The 14,987-nt window shown below is 67.4% G+C and carries 16 protein-coding genes; 6 read left to right on the top strand and 10 right to left on the bottom strand.

Annotated elements, in window-relative coordinates:
* Positions 1–30: 30 nt before the first annotated feature.
* Complete coding sequence (locus ABIA71_RS05710) at positions 31–522, bottom strand: MarR family winged helix-turn-helix transcriptional regulator (RefSeq protein WP_128095606.1); 492 nt, start codon at positions 520–522, stop codon at positions 31–33.
* 175 nt (positions 523–697) lie between these two features.
* Between ABIA71_RS05710 and hppD the strand changes: the two genes are divergently transcribed.
* The 3 genes from hppD (at position 698) to ABIA71_RS05695 (ending at position 3,963) form a co-directional block, all read left to right on the top strand.
* Complete coding sequence (gene hppD / locus ABIA71_RS05705; RefSeq protein WP_128095610.1) at positions 698–1,768, top strand: 4-hydroxyphenylpyruvate dioxygenase; 1,071 nt, start codon at positions 698–700, stop codon at positions 1,766–1,768.
* A 126-nt stretch (positions 1,769–1,894) separates the two neighbouring features.
* Positions 1,895–3,196: a homogentisate 1,2-dioxygenase gene (gene hmgA, locus ABIA71_RS05700; RefSeq protein ID WP_128095605.1), complete on the top strand. Its 1,302-nt coding sequence runs from the start codon at positions 1,895–1,897 to the stop codon at positions 3,194–3,196.
* Positions 3,193–3,963, top strand: a complete 771-nt coding sequence (locus tag ABIA71_RS05695; protein ID WP_354283831.1) for a pentapeptide repeat-containing protein — start codon at positions 3,193–3,195, stop codon at positions 3,961–3,963. Before hmgA ends, ABIA71_RS05695 begins: the two co-directional genes overlap by 4 nt.
* Before the next feature lie 281 nt (positions 3,964–4,244).
* Here the strand turns inward: ABIA71_RS05695 and ABIA71_RS05690 are convergent, their stop codons facing one another.
* Positions 4,245–4,769 carry a hypothetical protein gene (locus tag ABIA71_RS05690; RefSeq protein ID WP_354283829.1) on the bottom strand — a complete coding sequence of 175 codons (525 nt, stop codon included), beginning with the start codon at positions 4,767–4,769 and terminating at the stop codon, positions 4,245–4,247.
* Positions 4,770–4,902: 133 nt separating this feature from the next.
* Between ABIA71_RS05690 and ABIA71_RS05685 the strand changes: the two genes are divergently transcribed.
* The gene (locus ABIA71_RS05685; protein WP_354283827.1) at positions 4,903–5,514 is read left to right on the top strand and encodes a hypothetical protein; all 612 of its coding nucleotides are present in this window, start codon (positions 4,903–4,905) and stop codon (positions 5,512–5,514) included.
* Between the two features lie 100 nt (positions 5,515–5,614).
* Positions 5,615–6,571: a sodium:calcium antiporter gene (locus tag ABIA71_RS05680; protein ID WP_354283825.1), complete on the top strand. Its 957-nt coding sequence runs from the start codon at positions 5,615–5,617 to the stop codon at positions 6,569–6,571.
* Between the two features lie 115 nt (positions 6,572–6,686).
* Here the strand turns inward: ABIA71_RS05680 and ABIA71_RS05675 are convergent, their stop codons facing one another.
* The 8 genes from ABIA71_RS05675 to ABIA71_RS05640 form a co-directional block, all read right to left on the bottom strand.
* A complete protein-coding gene (locus ABIA71_RS05675; protein ID WP_354283823.1) occupies positions 6,687–7,064 on the bottom strand; it encodes a Na+/H+ antiporter subunit G in 378 nt (125 codons plus the stop codon).
* Complete coding sequence (locus ABIA71_RS05670; RefSeq protein ID WP_038685776.1) at positions 7,061–7,345, bottom strand: K+/H+ antiporter subunit F; 285 nt, start codon at positions 7,343–7,345, stop codon at positions 7,061–7,063. Before ABIA71_RS05670 ends, ABIA71_RS05675 begins: the two co-directional genes overlap by 4 nt.
* Complete coding sequence (locus ABIA71_RS05665) at positions 7,342–7,848, bottom strand: Na+/H+ antiporter subunit E (protein WP_354283821.1); 507 nt, start codon at positions 7,846–7,848, stop codon at positions 7,342–7,344. The genes ABIA71_RS05670 and ABIA71_RS05665 overlap by 4 nt, the downstream gene beginning before the upstream one ends.
* Positions 7,845–9,380, bottom strand: a complete 1,536-nt coding sequence (locus tag ABIA71_RS05660; RefSeq protein WP_354283819.1) for a monovalent cation/H+ antiporter subunit D — start codon at positions 9,378–9,380, stop codon at positions 7,845–7,847. Before ABIA71_RS05660 ends, ABIA71_RS05665 begins: the two co-directional genes overlap by 4 nt.
* On the bottom strand, positions 9,377–9,766 hold the full coding sequence (locus tag ABIA71_RS05655) for a Na+/H+ antiporter subunit C (protein ID WP_038685779.1): 390 nt from the start codon (positions 9,764–9,766) through the stop codon (positions 9,377–9,379). The genes ABIA71_RS05660 and ABIA71_RS05655 overlap by 4 nt, the downstream gene beginning before the upstream one ends.
* Positions 9,766–12,594 (bottom strand): monovalent cation/H+ antiporter subunit A, encoded by a 2,829-nt coding sequence (locus tag ABIA71_RS05650; RefSeq protein ID WP_354283817.1) that lies wholly within the window; start codon positions 12,592–12,594, stop codon positions 9,766–9,768. The genes ABIA71_RS05655 and ABIA71_RS05650 overlap by 1 nt, the downstream gene beginning before the upstream one ends.
* A gap of 435 nt (positions 12,595–13,029) precedes the next feature.
* A complete protein-coding gene (locus tag ABIA71_RS05645; protein WP_354283815.1) occupies positions 13,030–13,512 on the bottom strand; it encodes an Mpo1 family 2-hydroxy fatty acid dioxygenase in 483 nt (160 codons plus the stop codon).
* 69 nt (positions 13,513–13,581) lie between these two features.
* Positions 13,582–14,508, bottom strand: a complete 927-nt coding sequence (locus ABIA71_RS05640) for a phosphoribosylaminoimidazolesuccinocarboxamide synthase (protein WP_181393878.1) — start codon at positions 14,506–14,508, stop codon at positions 13,582–13,584.
* 142 nt (positions 14,509–14,650) lie between these two features.
* Here ABIA71_RS05640 and ABIA71_RS05635 point away from each other — a divergent pair, with 142 nt between their 5' ends.
* The gene (locus tag ABIA71_RS05635) at positions 14,651–14,980 is read left to right on the top strand and encodes a J domain-containing protein (RefSeq protein WP_038685782.1); all 330 of its coding nucleotides are present in this window, start codon (positions 14,651–14,653) and stop codon (positions 14,978–14,980) included.
* Positions 14,981–14,987 lie beyond the last annotated feature (7 nt).

Genomic DNA, 14,987 nt, shown 5'->3' with positions numbered 1-14,987 from the left:
CCGGCGTACCCGTGGGTGGGTACGCCGCTCTCAGCCCTGATCCATCTTCTGCAGGCCTTCCCCGGCCAGGCGCAGGATCAGCGTCTCCAGCATCTGCTCCTCCTCCTCGCTGAGCACGGACATCAGCTTGCGGGTGATCTCGATCACCAGCGGGGCGATGGTCTCGTACACCTCGAAGCCGGCCGCCGACAGCGCCAGCACCGAGCGGCGCCGGTCGTCGCCGTGGGTTTCACGCTTGATGAAGCCCCGCTCGAGCAGTCTGGCCACGGCGCGGCTGACGGCCACCTTGTCCATCGCGGTGCGGTCGGACACCTCGCTGGCCGACGAGCCCGGATACAGCGCCAGGATGGTGATGACCCGCCATTCCGGGATCGCCAGACCATAGCGGTCCCCATACAGCTTGGCGATATTGCCGCTGACCCGGTTGGACAACACGCTCAGCCGGTACGGCAGGAACTGTTCCAGGTCGAGCAGGGCGTGCGAGGCACGGATGCTGTGGCTGCTGGGATCGGGTGGGTTCATGCTGCGGTGCACCTTGATGGTGGTTTCATGTGAAACTATAAACCTTAGTTCCGGACACCGCATTCTCGCGGGTCTGCCCGCCTCCCGCACCTGGTTTCTTCCGATGCGGACTTTGCTTTGGAGCCACATCATGACCAGCCAACTGAGCACCGCGTCCCACGCACCCGATCCGGGCATGCAGGTCACCACCTTCGAAAACCCGATGGGCATCGACGGGTTCGAGTTCGTCGAGTTCGCCGCCCCGGCCGGCCGCGGCGCCGAACTGCACGCCTACTTCCGCAAGATGGGCTTCACCGCGGTGCTGCGCCACAAGCGCCGCGCCATCACCGTGTACCGCCAGGGCGACGTCAACTTCCTGGTCAACGAAGAGCCCGATTCGTTCGCGTCGGACTTCGCGGACAAGCACGGCCCGTGCGCCTGTGGTTTCGCCATCCGCTTCCAGAAGCCGGGTGACGAAGTGTTCCAGATGGCGCTGGGCAACGGCGCCGAGCCGATCGACTTCAAGCCCGAGTCCAAGGCCGTGCCGGCCCCGGTGATCAAGGGCATCGGCGACTGCATGCTGTACCTGGTGGACCGCTATGGCGCCAACGGCAGCATGTTCGACGCCGACTACGCGCCCATCGAAGGCGTCAACCAGCGCCCGACCGGGTTCGGCCTGACCTTCATCGACCACCTGACCCACAACCTGTACTTCGGCAACATGCAGCAGTGGTCGGACTACTACGAGCGCCTGTTCAACTTCCGCGAGATCCGTTACTTCGACATCAAGGGCCTCAAGACCGGCCTGGTGTCCAAGGCGATGACCGCCCCGGACGGCATCGTGCGCATCCCGCTCAACGAATCGTCCGATCCGAAGAGCCAGATCAACGAGTACCTGGACGCCTACAAGGGCGAGGGCATCCAGCACATCGCCTGCTTCACCAACGACATCTATGCGACCGTCGAGGCGATGCGTGAGCAGGGCGTGGAGTTCCTGGATACCCCGGACACCTACTTCGACGTGATCGACATGCGCGTGCCGGGCCACGGCGAAGACGTGGCGCGACTGGCAAAGAACAAGATCCTGATCGACGCCGATCCGGAAACCAAGCAGCGCAAGCTGCTGCAGATCTTCACCACCAACTGCATCGGCCCGATCTTCTTCGAGATCATCCAGCGCAAGGGCAACGAAGGCTTCGGCGAAGGCAACTTCACCGCGCTGTTCGAGAGCATCGAACGCGACCAGATGAAGCGCGGCGTGCTGTAACGTAACCCGGCAACGGTCCGGCGCGGCTCCCGCAACGCCGGACGCATCCGTACCGCCGGGCGCTGCCCGGCTGCCCCAACGCACCACCCATTGCACACCTCCCAGGCTCGGCCAGGACACGCACAGATGACCACCTCCCTCACCGCCCGCGGTTACCAGACCGGCTTCGGCAACGAGTTCGCCACCGAGGCCGTGCCCGGCGCGCTGCCGGTAGGGCGCAACTCGCCGCAGCGGGTTGCGCATGGTCTGTATGCCGAACAGTTGTCGGGCACCGCGTTCACCGCACCGCGCGGCAGCAACCGACGCAGCTGGCTGTACCGCATCCGCCCGGCGGTGGCGCACGGGGAGTTCACTGCCTACGCGCAGCCGCACCTGCACGGCGACTTCGCCGCGGGGGCGGTATCGCCCAACCAGCTGCGCTGGGACCCGCTGCCGCTGCCCGGCACCCCCACCGATTTCATCGATGGCCTGTACACCATGGGCGGCAACGGCGCGCCCGACGCGCACCATGGCGTGGGCATCCACCTGTACGCGGCCAACGCCGACATGCAGGGCCGCTACTTCTACAACGCCGACGGCGAACTGCTGATCGTGCCGCAACTGGGCCGCCTGCGCCTGCTCACCGAGCTGGGCGTGATCGAGATCGAGCCGCAGCAGGTGGCGGTGATCCCGCGCGGCGTGCGCTTCCGGGTCGAGCTGCCCGACGGCCAGGCACGCGGCTATATCTGCGAAAACTTCGGCGCCCTGCTGAAACTGCCCGACCTGGGGCCGATCGGCTCCAACGGCCTGGCCAACCCGCGCGATTTCGAGACACCGCAGGCCGCCTTCGAAAACATCGAGGGTGACTTCGAATTGATCGCCAAGTTCGGCGGGCAGCTGTGGCGCGCGCCCATCGGCCACTCGCCGCTGGACGTAGTCGCCTGGCACGGCAATTACGCGCCGTACCGCTACGACCTGCGCCGATTCAACACCATCGGTTCGATCAGCCACGACCATCCGGATCCGTCGATCTTCCTGGTGCTGCATTCGCCCAGCGACACCCCGGGCACCAGCAACATGGACTTCGCCATCTTCCCGCCGCGCTGGCTGGTGGCGCAGGACACGTTCCGGCCGCCGTGGTTCCACCGCAACATCGCCAGCGAGTTCATGGGCCTCATCCACGGTGCCTACGACGCCAAGGCGGCCGGCTTCGTGCCCGGTGGCGCCTCGCTGCACAACTGCATGAGCGGGCACGGCCCGGATGCGGCCACGTTCGACAAGGCCTCGGCGGCTGACCTGAGCAAGCCGGACGTCATCAAGGACACCATGGCCTTCATGTTCGAAACCCGTGGGGTGATCCGCCCGACCGTGCAGGCCATGGACGCCGCGCACCGGCAGCGCGATTACCAGCAGTGCTGGCAGGGCCTGAAGGCGAACTTCACCGCGTGACCCCGCCCCTGCCGCAAGCATCACTGAGCCTGTTGCATGAGGCGGCCACCTCGTTGCGGCTGCCCGACAGATCGCGTTTCGTTGGCGAGCATATCGAGGGCCTGCACCTGCGCGGTGCGACCCTGGGCCAGCCGTTGTTCGAGCGCTGCACACTGCAACGTAGCGCCTTGGAGGGCTGCGATATGTCCGGGGTGCGCTTCTTCGAGCGCACGGTGGTGGACGCCTGCCAGTTCACCCGCGTCGATTTCCGCGCCAGTGGCCTCAATGACACCGTGTTTCGCGGGTGCGTCTTCGACACCTGCGATTTCCGCCAGAGCCGCTTCGATGCCTGCGTGCTCGACGGCTGCACCTTCATCAACTGCCGGATCGTCGACACCGGCATGCCGGCACACGCCACCACCGGCTGCCGGTTCGAGGGCGTGCTGAAGGACGTGAGGTTCGTTGCTGCCGGTGCACCGGCATTGCTGGATGCGGACTTCAGCGGCTGCGTTCTGGACTATGTGTCATTCGAAAACTGCCGGCTGGACAAGGTCATTCCGCCGCGCGATCCGCGCCATGTGTATCTGCCGGACATTGCCGCGCGTGCGCGCCGGGCGCTGGAGGCGGTGTCCGCGGCACCTGCGGATGCCGCCACCAAAGTACTCACGCGTCGCCTTCGCCGCTACGCGCAGCTGCAGGGCGACATCCTGAATCTGGACAACCTGCGCCATGTGGAAGAACCGGCGGTGGCAGAGGCGTTGATTGCGGCGCTGGTAGGACGCGGCTGAGCGTCGCCTTCAGCGCGTCCATCTGCTGGCATGCTTCGGCGCTGCACAATGCCGTGCGTGCGTCTGCCCGCGATTCCGCCACGGCGTCCCGGATCTGATCCCGGTAAGCAACACCTTCATCCAGTTGCTTCAGTTCACCTCCCGACTCCCAATCAATAGCTACATGGGATTCACGCATCAATGAAATCCTCTGGCTCGGACGATGCCTGACACCGTGCCCGCAGCGTCGGGCCATGTCCAATTCAAGGTCTTCATCACAACCAGCATCGCGCAATAGGTGATCAAACGGCGAGCGTCTGGAACCCGTCGACCTGCTCCTTTGGCAGCACCTCCAACAGGCGCTGGCGGACCCGTTCGGCGTAGCCGGGCGAGGTAAGCGCGGGCAGCGCCTCCAGCGCGGTATGCAGGCCGGCGATCACCGCCTCATCGCTGCGGGCCTGCTGCAGCGCATGCAGCAGCGCGGCCGCGCGCGGGTGCCGTTGCAGTTCCAGGATACCCAGCAGGTAGATGCGCGCGGCCACCAGCGAACGGCGGCGCTCGGTCGGGGCTGCGGCCGGTGCCGCGGCAGTCGGTACCGGCTCCGGGGCGGGCGGCGGCGAGGGATCGCCGGCGGCGCTGGATACCAGGTAGCCAGCCTGGATCAGCTGGATCACCATCGCCGACGCTTCCGGCCCGATCATGGCGGTGAGCTGCGGCAGGTCGCGCTGGCCGTCGCACAGGATCAGCAGCCGTCGCTGGCGCATGTCCAGGGGCGCACGGTGGGCCTGCAGGGCGGTGCGGGCGAGGTCGGTCTTGCGCGGTTGCATGGGCGTGGGGTCGATGCGGTGCAGGCCGAGCCTGAACGCGGCAGGTGAAACCGCGATGACAATCACGTTCCTGCATGCAGCCACTGCACGGCGTTCGCGCTAGGCTGCCGACCACCGACTGGAGGAAGTGCAGATGAAGCAGCTGGGCAGCGTTCTGGCATTGGGCATCGCGTTGGCACTGAGCAGTTGCGACCGCGCCCCTGAAACCCCGTCGAAGGACGCCGAGGCCGCCGTGCCGACGCCCACCGAATCGACCCCGGCCGCTCCCGCTGCGCCGCCCGCAGCGCAGGACCCGGCCGCCGCCGGCCCGGCGCGGCTGGACGGGTATGGCCCGCTGACCCTGGGCAGCAGCCTGGACGAGGTACGTGCCGCCTGGAAGGAACCGCTGCAGGGCGAGGTGCCGGACGACTACTGCCACGCGCTGCGTCCGCAGGGCGCCCAGGCCGAGGACGTGGTCCTGATGATCGAAGGCAAGCGCCTGGTCCGCTACGACGTGGACAGCGACCGCATCCTCGCGCCCGGCGGCGGCAAGGTCGGCATGTCGCTGGGCCAGCTGCAGACCCTGTACCCGGACCGGGGCGATGTCACCCCGCACAAGTACGACGACAAGGGCCACAACCTGCGCGTACGGCCGGCCACCGAGGGCGGCGCGCTGATCAACTTCGAGATCAACGGCGATGGCAACGTGAGCGCATGGCGGGTCGGCCAGACCCCCCAGGTGGATTACGTCGAAGGCTGCCTGTAGCCGTTGCGCGGCGCGCGCCGGGACCGCTGCGCGCCGCAATCCACCCAACCGCGTGGCCACGCTCTAGAATCGGGCCACGCCTGCCACCGGGGACTGTTCGATGATCGCTGCCACCACTTGGTTCCTGCTGGGATTGCTGCTGCTGGCACTGGGCGGCGATTCCATCGTCAAGGCCGCCTCCGGCCTGGCCCAGCGCTTTGGCGCCTCGCCGTTCGTTGCCGGGCTGTTGCTGGTGGCCTTCGGCACCTCGCTGCCGGAACTGGTGGTCAATGCGCGCGCGTTCGTGGTGGGGGCTGAAGAACTTGCCCTGGGCAACGCCGTGGGCAGCAACATCGTCAACGTTGGTCTGACCCTGGGCCTGGCCGCGCTGGCGGCCCCGCTGCTGGTGCGCGCGCGGCTGCTGTCGCCGCTGCTGGTGCTGGTGGCGGTGGCGAGCGTGGCGTTGATCGTGTTCGGCCTGGACGGCGTGGTGACGCGCTGGGAGGGCGGCCTGCTGCTGCTCGGGTTCGTGGCGTCGCTGGTGTTCGTGCTGCGCCGCGCGCGGCTGGAATCGGAGCCCGTGCGCGAGGCCATCGCCGGCTATGCGATGACCCGTACCGGCCTGTTCCTCAACGTCCTGCGGGTGGTCTTCGCGGGGCTGTGCCTGTACTACGGCGCGCGCTGGATCGTGCAGGCCGCGCCGGTGTTCGGCGCGGGGCTGGGCTGGTCGCCGTTGCTGGTGGGCCTGTTGCCGGTGGCCATTGGCACCGCGCTGCCCGAGGTGGCGGCGGCGGTGGCTGCGGCACGGCGCGGGCAGGGCGACATGGTGCTGGGCCATGTGATCGGCTCGAGCCTGTTCAACCTGCTGGTGGTGGTGGGCGGCATGGCCGCGCTGCGCCCGCTGGCGGTGCCGGCGTCGTTCGTGCGCCTGGAACTGCCAGCGGCGATCGCCTTCGTGCTGGTGCTGTACCCGATGCTGCGTGGCGACCTGACCATCAGCCGCCGCGAAGGCGGGGTGCTGCTGGTGGCGTTCCTGGGGTGGGTGGCACTGGAGCTGGCGCTGGTCTGGGGCGGCTGACGCCGCAACACGGTAGAGCCGACCGTTGGTCGGCTACGCGCAGCGTGCCGAAGTGCAGCCGACCAACGGTCGGCTCTACCCGTTTGGATTTGGTGCAGCCGACCAACGGTCGGCGCTACGGCGCCTGTTCGCCTTCCGGGCGCGGCGGCGGCAGCTGTTCTTCCTTGGCGGTTTCATGGCCGGGCAGGCTGGGGCGCTTTTCCATCATCAGCGCCAATGCGGCCTTGGCCATCATGTGCGCGCTGATCGGCGCGGTGATGAACAGGAACACGGTGATCAGCAGCTCGCGCGGCTGCGGGTCCTGGCCCAGGAAGATGTGGTAGCACACCGACCCCACCAGCACGCAGCCCACGCCCAGCGTGCTGGCCTTGGTGGGAGCGTGCAGGCGCTTGAAGAAGGTCGACAGCTTCACCAGCCCCAGCGCACCCACCAGGATGAAGAAGCAGCCGAACAGCAGCAGGATCGACAGCACGATCTGGATGAAGGTGATCATTCCACGATGTCCCGGCGCAGCACGAACTTGCTCAGCACCACCGTGCTGCCGAAGCCGAGCATGGCGATGATCAGCGCCGCCTCGAAGTACACCGCCGAGTTGAGGTACATGCCAAACAGCATCAGCTCGGCGATGGCCGTGACCGACAGCGTGTCCAGCGCCAGGATGCGGTCGGGCACGGTGGGGCCGCGCAGCAGGCGCCAGGTGGCCAGCAGCATGGCCAGCCCGACCACGTGCATGCACACCACCATGGTGGTCTGGATGAAGGTGTAACCGGTCATGGGAAGATCTCCATCAGCGGGGCTTCGTAGCGGTGCTTGATCTGCCGGATCAGTTCGTCCGGGTCGTCCAGGTGCAGCACGTGCACCAGCAGGTGGCGGCGGTCATCGGACAACGCGGCCGACACCGTGCCCGGGGTCAGCGTGATCATGCTGGTGAGCGCGGCGATGCCATGGATGTTGGCGATGTCCAGCGGCAACCAGATGAAGCCGGGGTGGATGCGGCGTTCCGGGCCCAGCACCTGGATCGCCACGCGGATGTTGGACACCAGGATGTCCCACAGGGTCACGCAGAGCAGCTTGGGGACCGGCTTGAGTGACCCGATGCGGGCGAACTCGCGATCCAGGCGCGCGGCGAACAGCGGTACCACCAGGCCCAGCAGCATGCCCAGCACGAACTGGCCCAGGGTGAAGCTGTCGGACATCAGCAGCCAGAACGCCACCACCATCACGCTCAACGACGGCGAGGGAATCAGGCGCTTGTAGAGCGAAGGCGTGCGCGTCATGGCTGGCGGATCTCCGGCGTGGTGGCGCGCAGCTCGCCCACATACTCGGCGGGGTGCAGCAGCTGGGTGGCCATGGCATCGGTGTGCTGCATCAGCGGGCCGGCAAACAGGCTCATGGCAATGCCATACACCAGCAGCAACGCAGCGGCGAACAGTTCCACCGTGCGGGTGGGGGCCTTGCGCGGCGGTGGCACGCCGTCTTCCTGTACCGGCACGCGCCAGAACAGGCGGATGCCGGCGCGGGTGATGCCCACGATCACCATCAGGCTGCTGCCCAGCACGGCGGTCCAGACCACGGCGGTGTACTGCGCCGGCATGCCGGCCAGCAGGGCGGCCTTGGCCAGGAACCCGGACAGCGGCGGCAGCCCGGCCACGGCCACGGCGCCGATCAGGAACAGCACCGCCGGGGTCTGCTTGCCGGGCATCGGCGCGATGATTTCCTTCCTGTCACTGGCCCCGCCACGGCGGCGACGGATCAGGTCGGCAATCAGGAACAGCGCGGCCGCCACGAACGTGCTGTGCGGCAGGTAGTACAGGCCGGCGGAAAGCACCTCGGGCGTGCGCACGGAGAAGGCGATGAACAGCGTTGCCGCCGACACCACCACCAGGTAGGAGATCATCACCCGCAACCGGGCCGCGGCCAGCACGCCCAGCCCACCCAGCACCAGCGTGGCCACGCCAGCCCACAGCAGCCAGTCGCTGCCGTAACCGGCCATCGGGCCCGCACCCTCGCCGAACCACAGCGAACTGACCCGCAGCACCGCGTACAGGCCCACCTTGGTCATGATCGCAAACAGCGCAGCCACCGCCGCCGGCGCCCGCGCATAGGCTTCGGGCAGCCACAGGTACAGCGGCATCAGCGCGGCCTTGCTGCAGAACACCAGCAGCAACAACCCCATGGTGGCCTTGACCAGCACCAGGTGCGTGGCCGGTACCTCGGCGATGCGCTGGGACAGCTCGGCCATGTTGAGCGAGCCCAGCGAGGCGTACAGCAGGCCAAGGGCGATCAGGAACAGGGTCGAGGCGGTGACGTTGAACACCACGTAGTGCAGGCCGATGCGCATGCGCAGGCCGCGGCCGCCGCTGAGCAGCAGGCCATAGGAGGCGATCAGCATCACCTCGAAGAATACGAACAGGTTGAAGATGTCGCCGGTGAGGAAGGCACCGTTGAGGCCCGCCAGCTGGAACTGGAACAGTGCATGGAAGTGCGGCGCGCGCCGGTCCCAGCCCGAGCACGCATGCAGCAGGCACGGGATGGCCAGCAGCAGCGTGGTCACCAGCATCCACGCCGACAGCCGGTCGGCCACCAGCGCGATGCCCAGCCGCGACGGCCAGTCGCCCAGCAGGTACACCGCGATGCTGCCATCGGCGGTCTGCGCGAACAGCAGCGCCACCGCCGCGGCCAGCGCGGCCAGCGTGGTCCACGCCACCGTGCGCTGCACCTTGGGGCCATACCGGCGATGCTCGACGAACAACGAACAGGCTGCACCGAACAACGGGATCAGGATGGGCAGGATCACCGCATGGTTCATGCGCCGCCCTCCCGGCCCGGCGCGGTATCGGCCGGCGCGGTGTCCTGCTCTTCCTCATGCGCGTCGACGTGGTCGCTGTGGTTGTCGCTGCGGCTGCGCATGGCCAACACGATGCTCACCGCGGTCATCGCAAAGGCAATCACGATTGCGGTCAGCACCAGCGCCTGCGGCAACGGGTCGGTGTAGTTGCCCAGGTCGCTGTCGATGCCCTCGCGCAGCACCGGTGCCTTGCCCGACACCAGTCGGCCGCCGGCGAAGATCAGCAGGTTGGTGGCATAGGACAGGAAGGTCATGCCCAGGATGACGTCGAAGGTGCGCGCGCGCAGCAACAGGTAGATGCCGATCGCGCCGAGTACGCCGATGGCGCTTGCCAGGGCCAGTTCCATCAGTGCATCTCCCCGGTTTTTGCCGAACGACGGTTGGGATCGATCTCGCCCTTGCGGGCATTGCGCGTACGCGACGGCTTGATGGTGCCCATCATCGACAGGATCAGCATCGCGCCGCCGAACACCACCAGGTACACGCCGGTATCGAAGCCGATGGCGCTGGCCAGCGGGACCTCGCCGATGAGCGGGATGTGCAGGTCCAGGTGGCCGCTGGTCAGGAACGGCACTCCGAACAGCATCGACGCACTGCCGCTGACGATGGCGATCAGCAGGCCGGCACCGATGCAGCGGATGTAGTCGAAGCCGAAGCGCGACTCCACCGAGGTAGTGCCCTGGATCACGTACTGGATCAGCAGCGGCACCGCCAGCACCAGGCCGGCGATGAAGCCGCCGCCGGGGGCGTTGTGGCCGCGCAGGAACAGGAAGATCGACACGGTGAGCGTCAGCGGGAACATGATCTGCGCCAGATCGGCCGGCACCGGCAGCTTGATCGGCGGGCCGGGCATGATCTGCTCCGGCGCCATCCGCGAGCGCCGCAGCATGGCGTGCACCACCAGCGCGGCGATACCGAACACGGTGATCTCACCGAAGGTATCGAAGCCGCGGAAGTCCACCAGGATCACGTTGACCACGTTCTGCCCATACGCCTCGGGCAGGGCGCGCGCGACCAGCTCGCCGGCCATGGTGTTGGGCGGCAGGGTCATCGCGGTATAGGCCGCAGCCGCCAGACCGCCGCCGCCGATGATCGCGATCAGGGCATCGCGGCGCTTGCGCCAGCGCGAATGCTCCGGCGCCGATTGGGCCGGCAGGTAGTTCATGCCCAGCAGCATCAGCACCAGCGTGACCATTTCCACCAGCAGCTGGGTCAGCGCCAGGTCCGGGGCCGACAGGAACACGAAGGTGAGCGACACCATCAGGCCCACGCCACCCAACACCAGCACCGCCAGCAGGCGCTGCCGGTACACGAACAGCGCACTGACCGCGCAGGCCATCATCACCAGCCACAGCGCCCAGCCCAACAGGGGGATCGGCTGCGGCGAGGGCCAGTTCGGCGACCCGGGGTTGGCCACGAACGGGGCCAGCGCGACGACGATGGCCACCACCACCAGCGCCATCAGCATGCGCTGCAGGCTGCCGTTGGCCAGCGCCTGGGTAAGCCGGTGGGCGAAGCCGAACACCAGGTCCAGCTGGGTGTGGAAGATGTTGCGGCCGATCGCGCGACTCACCACGGCATGCAGGTTGATCAACCGGCGCAGCCCGAAGTACAGCGCGATGCCACCCACGACACCGGCGATGCTCATCATCAGCGGCGTGTTGAAGCCATGCCACACCGACAGGCTGTAGGCCGGCATCGCCGGGCCCAGGATCGAAGAGGCCGCCGCGTGCAGCACCGGGGCGATGGTGATGGCCGGGGCCACGCCGACCGCCACGCACACCACCACCAGGATCTCCACCGGCACCTTCATGAAGCGCGGCGGCTCGTGCGGTACGCGGTCCAGGTCGTGCGGGCCCTTGCCGAAGAAGGTGTCGTGCACGAAGCGCAGGCTGTAAGCCACGCCGAATACGCCGGCCAGCAGCGCGGCGATGGACATGGCCAGGCGCATGGTCTCCGGGCCGCCGGCATCCAGTGCCTCGGCGAACAGCATTTCCTTGGACAGGAAGCCGTTGAGCAGCGGAATGCCGGCCATCGCCAGCGAGGCGATGATCGCCAGCGCGCTGGTGAACGGCATCAACCGGCGCAGGCCGCCCAGCTTGCGCATGTCGCGGGTGCCGGTTTCGTGGTCGATGATGCCCGCGGCCATGAACAGCGAGGCCTTGAAGGTGGCGTGGTTGAGGATGTGGAACACGCCGGCGACCACGGCCATCGGCTTGGACAGCCCGAACAGCATCGTGATCAGGCCCAGGTGGGAGATCGTCGAATACGCCAGCAGGCCCTTGAGGTCGTGCTGGAAGATCGCGTTCCAGGCGCCGATCAACAGGGTGATCGCACCGATGCCGCTGACCGTATAGAAGAACAGCTCGGTCCCCGACAGCGCCGGATGCAGCCGCGCCAGCAGGAACACGCCCGCTTTGACCATCGTGGCCGAGTGCAGGTAGGCCGACACCGGGGTGGGCGCGGCCATGGCATGCGGCAGCCAGAAGTGGAACGGGAACTGCGCGCTCTTGGTGAAAATGCCGGCCAGCACCAGGAACAGCGCGTAGGGGTACAGCGCGCTGGCGCGGATCAGGTCGCCGCTGGCCAGCACCGCATCCAGTTCGAAACTGCCCACGATGCGGCCGATCAGCAGCACGCCGCCGAGCAGGGCCAGGCCGCCGCCGCCGGTGACCACCAGGGCCATCCGCGCACCCTCGCGGGCGTCCTGGCGGTGCGACCAGAAGCCGATCAGCAGGAACGAGCTGATGCTGGTCATTTCCCAGAACACCATCAGCAGCAACAGGTTGCCCGACAGCACCATGCCCAGCATGGCGCCCATGAACAGCAGCAGGTAACAGTAGAAGCGGTGGGCGCTGTCGCGCGCGCTGAGGTAGTAATGGGCGTACATCACCACCAACGCACCGATGGCCAGCACCATGCCGGCGAACATCCAGGCCAGGCCGTCCAGGCGCAGCGAGAAGGCCAGGCCGATCTGTGGCAGCCAGTTGCCGAAGCTGCGGACAATGCCGCCGTCCATGATCGTCGGGGTCAGGGTGGCCAACAGCGCCAGTCCCCCCAACGGTGCTGCCGCGGCCAACCAGGCGGCCGTGGAGCGGGAGGTGTGGCGCAATGAAGCCACGGCCACCGCCATCAGGAAGGGCAGGGCAAGCAGCAGGATCAGACTGGGATTCATGCAGGGAATACGCGATTCACGAGCAGGCCGTTCAGTCTAACAGGCAGGCAATTGCTGCCGATACACCCGAATACGCCATCAATTGCATGTAACGTGCGTGATTCATTTTTTTCACCCTCGTGTCGTGCCCATTCGAGACCGCTGACGGGCGTATGGAACGGCGCGGCCGACTTTGCCGGATCTGGCCCCTCGAACGGGTCCGAAGCCAGTAACCGCAGGGCCTGCGCCCTGCACGAAGATGAACGCCGGATGCACGCCACGGCCCGTCCACGAGGATGCTGACCGCCCACGCGTCGCGCGCCGGTGAGCATCAATGTCGTTCAGGAAAAGAGGGGGCGATGCGTGGCCTCGCTGCGATACGTGGCCAATCGCGGGCCCTCGCTTGCCGCCGTCCACAACCCGGCAGGTGCCGACCGATGGCCGGCACGGGGCACCTCAATACGGCACGCCCAACCGCCGGTACAGCTTGGCCACCACCCACGCCGGCCCGATCAGCAGGTAGGTCAGGTCGGTGAGGAAGCTCGGCTTGCGCCCTTCGAATTTGTGGCCGATGAACTGCGCGATCCAGGCCACCACGAACACACCGATGGCCACCCACATCAGGTTATGCAGGCCGATCTCGGCCTCCAGCAGGCGGCACAGGCAGCCGAACACGAACAGCAGCACCAGCATGCCGATGCCCAGCGAGCGCGACAGCCGGTTGTAGAAGCACCACGCGGCAAACATCGCAAAGGCCGACCAGATCCCGTTCTGGAACCAGGTGACCAGCGGCGGCAGGCACCACAGCAGGGCCACCACCGACCAGAGGATCGCCGGCACCGCCACCACGTGGATGTGCTGGTTCAGCACATTGCGGTGGTCGTCGGAATAGCTGGCGAAGTAGCGGTCGATCGGGCGCGCGACGGTGGTGGTGGTCATGTTCCCTCCCAGGATCGGCACAGCATACCGCCGGGACCCCCTGCCATCACGGCCGGGGGCGCAGGCGAATCAGTCGACCGAGATCCCGGCCAGGCGCTGCAGCGCCTCGGCGTACTTGGCGCGGGTGCGCTCGATGATGTCGGCCGGGATGCTCGGGCCCGGGGCGGTCTTGCCCCAGTCCAGCGTCTCCAGGTAGTCGCGCACGAACTGCTTGTCGTAGCTCGGCGGGCTGGTGCCCACCTCGTACTCGTCGGCCGGCCAGTACCGCGAGGAGTCCGGGGTCAGCATCTCGTCCATGATGTACAGGCGACCGTCGGCATCGGTACCGAACTCGAACTTGGTGTCGGCCAGGATGATGCCGCGTTCGCGGGCGTAGTCGGCGGCGAACTTGTAGATGCGCAGGGTGGCATCACGCACGCGCTCGGCGAGGTCTGCGCCCACGGCCTTCACCATGGCATCGAAATCGATGTTCTCGTCATGGTCGCCGACGGCGGCCTTGGTCGAGGGGGTGAAGATCGGCTCGGGCAACTGCTCGGCCTGGCGCAGGCCATCGGGCAGGTCGATGCCGCTGACCTTGCCGGTGCGCTGGTAATCCTTCCAGCCGCTGCCGATCAGGTAGCCGCGGGCAATGGCTTCCACCGGCACCGGCTTGAGCTTGCGGGTAACCACCGCGCGCTTGGCGTACAGGGCCGGGTCCACGCCCTCGGGCAGCACGCTGGCCACGTCGATGCCGGTCAGGTGGTTGGGCATCAGGTGGGCAGTCTTGGCGAACCAGAAGTTCGACACCTGGCAGAGCATTTCGCCCTTGCCCGGGATCGGATCGGGCAGCACCACGTCGAAGGCCGACAGACGGTCGGTAGCGACCATCAGCAGGTAGTCCCCCGGCGGCGTGCCGGCGGGCAGCCGGTCGCGCGGAATGTCAAAAACATCACGCACCTTGCCGCGATGGCGCAAGGGCAGGCCGGGGAGATCGGATTGCAACAACGTGGTCGGCACGGGCACTCCTGGGGCTTGTCATGACAGCCGTCCAAGGGACCCTGAGGGCCCGCACAGACAGCGGGCGGCCTAGTGTAAAGCGGGTTGGGCCCGCTGTGACGTAAAATGAGGCTCCTTTGTTGCCACGGCCGCCCAGACGACCATGCGCTGGTACGGAAAACTGCTCGGATTCATCGCCGGGGCACTGCTGTTCAGGCCCAATCCGCTGTTTGGTGCCGTGGTCGGGCTGCTGATCGGGCATGCCTTCGACGCCGACTGGTTCCGCCTGAACAAGGAGAACCCCTACCGCGAGCTGGGGCTGACCTCCGAGGCCACCGACGCCGAGATCGACCTGGCCTACCGCCGCCTGATGTCCCAGTACCACCCCGACAAGGTGGTCGGCGCCGCCCCGGAGCTGCGCCAGCAGGCCGAGCGCAAGTCGCGCCAGCTCAACGCCGCCTACGACCGCATCAAGACCCTGCGCAAGCGCTGAGCGCGCG

It is taken from the genome of Stenotrophomonas sp. 2619, from assembly GCF_040548725.1.
GTDB lineage: Bacteria > Pseudomonadota > Gammaproteobacteria > Xanthomonadales > Xanthomonadaceae > Stenotrophomonas > Stenotrophomonas maltophilia_AP.
The sequence above is the reverse complement of the archived record's forward strand: the minus strand, read 5'-3'. Positions and strand labels throughout refer to the sequence as shown.

Coding starts and splice junctions, on each gene's coding strand:
- ABIA71_RS05685 (WP_354283827.1), top strand. CDS start 4,903: ATGAAGCAGCTGGGCAGCGTTCTGGCATTGGGCATCGCGTTGGCACTG.
- ABIA71_RS05645 (WP_354283815.1), bottom strand. CDS start 13,512: ATGACCACCACCACCGTCGCGCGCCCGATCGACCGCTACTTCGCCAGC.
- ABIA71_RS05675 (WP_354283823.1), bottom strand. CDS start 7,064: ATGATCACCTTCATCCAGATCGTGCTGTCGATCCTGCTGCTGTTCGGC.
- ABIA71_RS05670 (WP_038685776.1), bottom strand. CDS start 7,345: ATGACCGGTTACACCTTCATCCAGACCACCATGGTGGTGTGCATGCAC.
- ABIA71_RS05710 (WP_128095606.1), bottom strand. CDS start 522: ATGAACCCACCCGATCCCAGCAGCCACAGCATCCGTGCCTCGCACGCC.
- ABIA71_RS05665 (WP_354283821.1), bottom strand. CDS start 7,848: ATGACGCGCACGCCTTCGCTCTACAAGCGCCTGATTCCCTCGCCGTCG.
- ABIA71_RS05635 (WP_038685782.1), top strand. CDS start 14,651: ATGCGCTGGTACGGAAAACTGCTCGGATTCATCGCCGGGGCACTGCTG.
- ABIA71_RS05660 (WP_354283819.1), bottom strand. CDS start 9,380: ATGAACCATGCGGTGATCCTGCCCATCCTGATCCCGTTGTTCGGTGCA.
- ABIA71_RS05650 (WP_354283817.1), bottom strand. CDS start 12,594: ATGAATCCCAGTCTGATCCTGCTGCTTGCCCTGCCCTTCCTGATGGCG.
- ABIA71_RS05655 (WP_038685779.1), bottom strand. CDS start 9,766: ATGGAACTGGCCCTGGCAAGCGCCATCGGCGTACTCGGCGCGATCGGC.
- hppD (WP_128095610.1), top strand. CDS start 698: ATGCAGGTCACCACCTTCGAAAACCCGATGGGCATCGACGGGTTCGAG.
- hmgA (WP_128095605.1), top strand. CDS start 1,895: ATGACCACCTCCCTCACCGCCCGCGGTTACCAGACCGGCTTCGGCAAC.
- ABIA71_RS05680 (WP_354283825.1), top strand. CDS start 5,615: ATGATCGCTGCCACCACTTGGTTCCTGCTGGGATTGCTGCTGCTGGCA.
- ABIA71_RS05690 (WP_354283829.1), bottom strand. CDS start 4,769: ATGCAACCGCGCAAGACCGACCTCGCCCGCACCGCCCTGCAGGCCCAC.